Source organism: Scytonema sp. PCC 10023, from assembly GCF_963920835.1.
Lineage (GTDB): Bacteria > Cyanobacteriota > Cyanobacteriia > Cyanobacteriales > Nostocaceae > Kalymmatonema.
In genome coordinates this window covers 1-3,698 of the sequence record NZ_CAWUDP010000235.1, presented here as the reverse complement: position 1 = coordinate 3,698, position 3,698 = coordinate 1, and the positions used below count along the sequence as shown (strand labels likewise).

4 protein-coding genes and 1 pseudogene are annotated in these 3,698 nt (G+C 43.2%); 2 read left to right on the top strand and 3 right to left on the bottom strand.

The annotated features are described in order from the left end of the window. The first annotated feature begins 220 nt into the window (after positions 1-220). Complete coding sequence (locus ACM0OZ_RS48165; protein WP_414590044.1) at positions 221-1,513, top strand: histidine decarboxylase; 1,293 nt, start codon at positions 221-223, stop codon at positions 1,511-1,513. Between the two features lie 301 nt (positions 1,514-1,814). Here ACM0OZ_RS48165 and ACM0OZ_RS48160 read toward each other — a convergent pair whose 3' ends face one another. Together ACM0OZ_RS48160 and ACM0OZ_RS48155 are read right to left on the bottom strand one after the other, a co-directional pair. After that, positions 1,815-2,663: a hypothetical protein gene (locus ACM0OZ_RS48160; protein ID WP_414590043.1), complete on the bottom strand. Its 849-nt coding sequence runs from the start codon at positions 2,661-2,663 to the stop codon at positions 1,815-1,817. After that, entirely contained in the window at positions 2,653-2,895 is a 243-nt protein-coding gene (locus tag ACM0OZ_RS48155) for a hypothetical protein (RefSeq protein ID WP_414589706.1), read from the bottom strand. The genes ACM0OZ_RS48160 and ACM0OZ_RS48155 overlap by 11 nt, the downstream gene beginning before the upstream one ends. Positions 2,896-3,225: 330 nt before the next feature. Here ACM0OZ_RS48155 and ACM0OZ_RS48150 point away from each other — a divergent pair, with 330 nt between their 5' ends. Then, on the top strand, positions 3,226-3,378 hold the full coding sequence (locus tag ACM0OZ_RS48150; RefSeq protein WP_414590042.1) for a hypothetical protein: 153 nt from the start codon (positions 3,226-3,228) through the stop codon (positions 3,376-3,378). An 87-nt stretch (positions 3,379-3,465) separates the two neighbouring features. On the opposite strand, the pseudogene ACM0OZ_RS48145 reads toward ACM0OZ_RS48150, so the two are convergent. Further along, positions 3,466-3,698: pseudogene (locus tag ACM0OZ_RS48145) on the bottom strand (hypothetical protein); the annotation flags it as partial.

The window sequence follows — 3,698 nt, the reverse complement described above, 5'->3', positions numbered from 1 at the left end:
CCTTTGTCTCTTCCTTGAAGGTAGGCGATCGCAATTACTTCACGCTTTTTCTGACTCCATTTATCATAATAAGTATTTTTAGTCAAGTTTATTTTTTGTTTTTGAGATAAAATAGCAATAAATATGTATAAGAAGTACGAAGCATAACTTGACAGAAGAATGTCCAAGCCAGTGGTATCAAGCCAACAAAAGTTGGATGCTCTAGGCAGGAGGTTTATGTATGGTGATTATAGAAACCCAGAAAAATAGGCTGATTTCATCTCCAAGTTTCTCATTGGTAGAACATCAGCATGGATTACATCAAGATCATCTTCATGAGTGTATCGATTATCTCTTAGACTATTTTCGGCTTAAATCTTCCTGCTTTGCAGGATACCAAGTGAACTTAAATTTTGACTACTCTCCTCTGTTTGATTTCCTAAACTTTAATATCAACAATGTAGGTGATCCGTACATTAATAGTAACTACGGTATAAATTCTCGAATAATGGAGCAACCTGTTATTGAGTTTTTTGCTGATCTCTTTCACGCTTTTGACAAAGACTACTGGGGTTACATTACTAGCGGTGGAACAGAGGCTAATATGTACGGTCTGTACACGGGGCGCGTTTTCCTAGAGTTTTCCTCTAAAGCATCTACTTCCTCTAAGCCTATACCCATCGCTTACTTTTCTGAGGACACCCACTACTCAATCCGCAAGGCTCTGCGGATGCTCAATATAGCCCAAAAAGTAATTCCTTCGACTACCAAAGGAGCTATTCAGGTGCCGATGCTGATTGAAGCCATACTCCAAAGCGATTGGAATTCCCACCCGCCCCTTATTGTGGTAACTATGGGGACATCATTCAAGGGAGCATATGATAATGTGGAGAAAATCGTTGTACAGCTGTATAAACACAATATTAAAAAATTTTATATTCATGTTGACGCAGCACTGGGTGGACTATTTCTCCCTTTTTTAGAGAAAAGAAATAGAGAAAGAAGCGTTCTGGGTAGCAAGAGCAATCAAGTACCCATTTTTGATTTCCGTCTTCCTATAGGAAGTATTGCCGTATCTGGGCACAAAATAATTGGTACACCCTTCCCATGTGCAGTCTTTATGACGTTGAGAAAAAATATGGCATATGAGTGGGAAGAAATTGACTACATTGGCACCCTCGATTCAACTTTATCAGGCTCGCGTAACGGGTTGGCTGCTATATTGCTTTGGTATGCGATCGCAACAAAGGGATTTAATGGCTTTAGAAAACAAGCACTACATATGCTGGAAATGGCAAATTATGCAACCATGCAAATTAGTAAAGCAGGATTCAATGCATGGAAGAATGATCTCGGGTTATCTGTTGTGTTTGATCGACCTCCAGAGTGGATTGTCCGCAAATGGTCTTTATCAACTGTAGGTGACTATGCACATATTTTCACAATGGGTCACATTAATAGGAAGCTGTTGGACGAACTGGTAAAAGATCTGAAGCAATCTAAACAGGTTGTATCGAACATTCATGACAGGTAAAGGTGATAAATCTAAGATTTTGGCGTCCTGTGACTGTACGTTCGCTCAATTTGAAAGGGTGAAAGGAATTAATGCCTGACAGGGTAAGGAAACTTCCTTTTTTAGAATATGTGCTATTTTTAATTAATCAATGCCCCATGAAATCCTTTGGTAGATGATGAAATTCCTTTACAGTGCGAGTCTGTAAAGGGATTTTTTTGATCAATGCCTACTATCATGGGTCTATAAGATATATCTGTATAAGCACTTTCGCCTTCTTAGAGGAACCGATACGGGAATCCCCGCATCGGCAATGAGGGATTTATTCAGCTTTTTTCAGCACATTGGATTGCAGGTATCTGGTCGAGCCATTGGGGCGTTTTACCAGTACATCCCCGTCTTTGTCCGGCGCGGACGCGACTATATAATTCTCTCCTCGATACAAAACCTTATCCCCAATCGTAAATTCTGCCTTCAAAGAAGATGCCGATTGCTCCACCTTTACATTGCGTGGCGAAAGAGCACTTTGTCCTCCATCGCTCCACTGAATTACAGGATGTATTTCGTTGATGAGTGGCTTTTCCTCAAAATCCACAATTGTTCCTGTTTGCCCCGCAACGCCTCGCTTGTCCCCAATTTTTACAGCAGGCGCGACCTCTTTCGATTGTGATGCCATATACTCGGCTAGCCCCTTTTGAGCGTTGTCCGAGGCTTGAAGTTCAGTGCTTTTTGTTGATTCACCTTCAATCAAAGGCACTATTTCCTCTGTGGGCAGTATGAGAGCGATCGCCTCACTTAATTGCTCCGGAATCTCCAATCCGAGTAGAGCAAGAATTGTCTTTTCTCGGAGTAGCACCCCCTCGGCTGCTATGGTTTGCGCTGATTTACCTTCCATGGACATTTGCCTGGCCAGAGAGGATATGGCGTTCTGGTCATACACTGGAGGAATTTGGGCGTACCGCTGACCGTTCACGTCGCGCCGAATAACATCGCTCTTTGTTGGCGCTACTTTCTTTGCTTCCTGATTTATTGATTTCATCCTCGAGCGTACCTCTTGTACGCTAAGAGGATTCTCTGCTAATTCTTCTATGATGGGCTGGTACTTCTCGCTGCTCACAGCCATCATTGTTTGTATATCGAGCGCTTCGATACTTTCGATTTCAAGCCCCATGAGATGCTCCGCGACCTGAGCATATCGAGTCGCCGTACTTGGCAGCCATCCCAAAGACTCTCTTATCTCTTTCCATTCCTTGGGGGCTGATGTACCCGGGAGCAACCCAAATCGTTTGACAAAAACTCAAAAATACTCTAGACAACTCCGCCGCTTGCTCTTGAATCTGAGCCAAAAAATTTTGGTTGTTTTCGGTTTGGGCGATCGCATCTGCGTTGAATTCTGCTACCATTGGTTTAAGAAATTTAGATTTTTCAAGCGAGGCGCTCAAGTTTTCCAGACAGTGGGCGCTTCGCTTTTCAGTATTTTACCACGATGGCAGACATTTCAAGAGAGGAATTTGGGGGCGATTGCAAGGGAATTTGTGCCAGAGGCTCACGCATCTATAGACAAGTGACGAATGGCGATTTGAACTCTAGGGTTTTCATGGGCAAGATAAAGAATTCAATCTTAGGAACAACAAGCAGAGCGATTGCGCGGAGCGCAGTGCCCCGAATCGCAATCGCCTGCTTAACGTAACACCACAGCCACCGATTTAGTTATCCAAGGTCTGCAACGCATTTTGGGCTCGGTTCCTGGTACAGAAACTAGTGTAGAAACTCGTCTTGCCCAACTGGAAGAATTACTAGCAAACGGTAGCGACACACGTATTGACGACAGTACAGAAACACGCCTGACTCATTTAGAAATCAAACTTGAAACAGTAAAACAGTGAACAGCTACCGGGAGCAGTGACCAGTCAACAGCAAGAAATGACTGATAACTGATACTGCGCTTCCTTGATAACTGATAACTGTTCCGATTACTGTTGTGTTTTTGGTTTTGGCTTTGGCATTTCCTTTGGCTTGCCCTTAAAGTCCTCTTTGGGCTTGCCCTTAAACGGTGGTTTACCTTTTGGTGGTCCAAAGTCTTTGCCAGCAGCCTTAAGAGCTGCTTTCTTTTGTGCCATTGCCGTAGCTTTATCATCCTTACTTGCCTTCAGGAACCTTGGTGGCTTCTCCTGTGGCAATTCCAGTAATGAGTCAAATTCAAAAG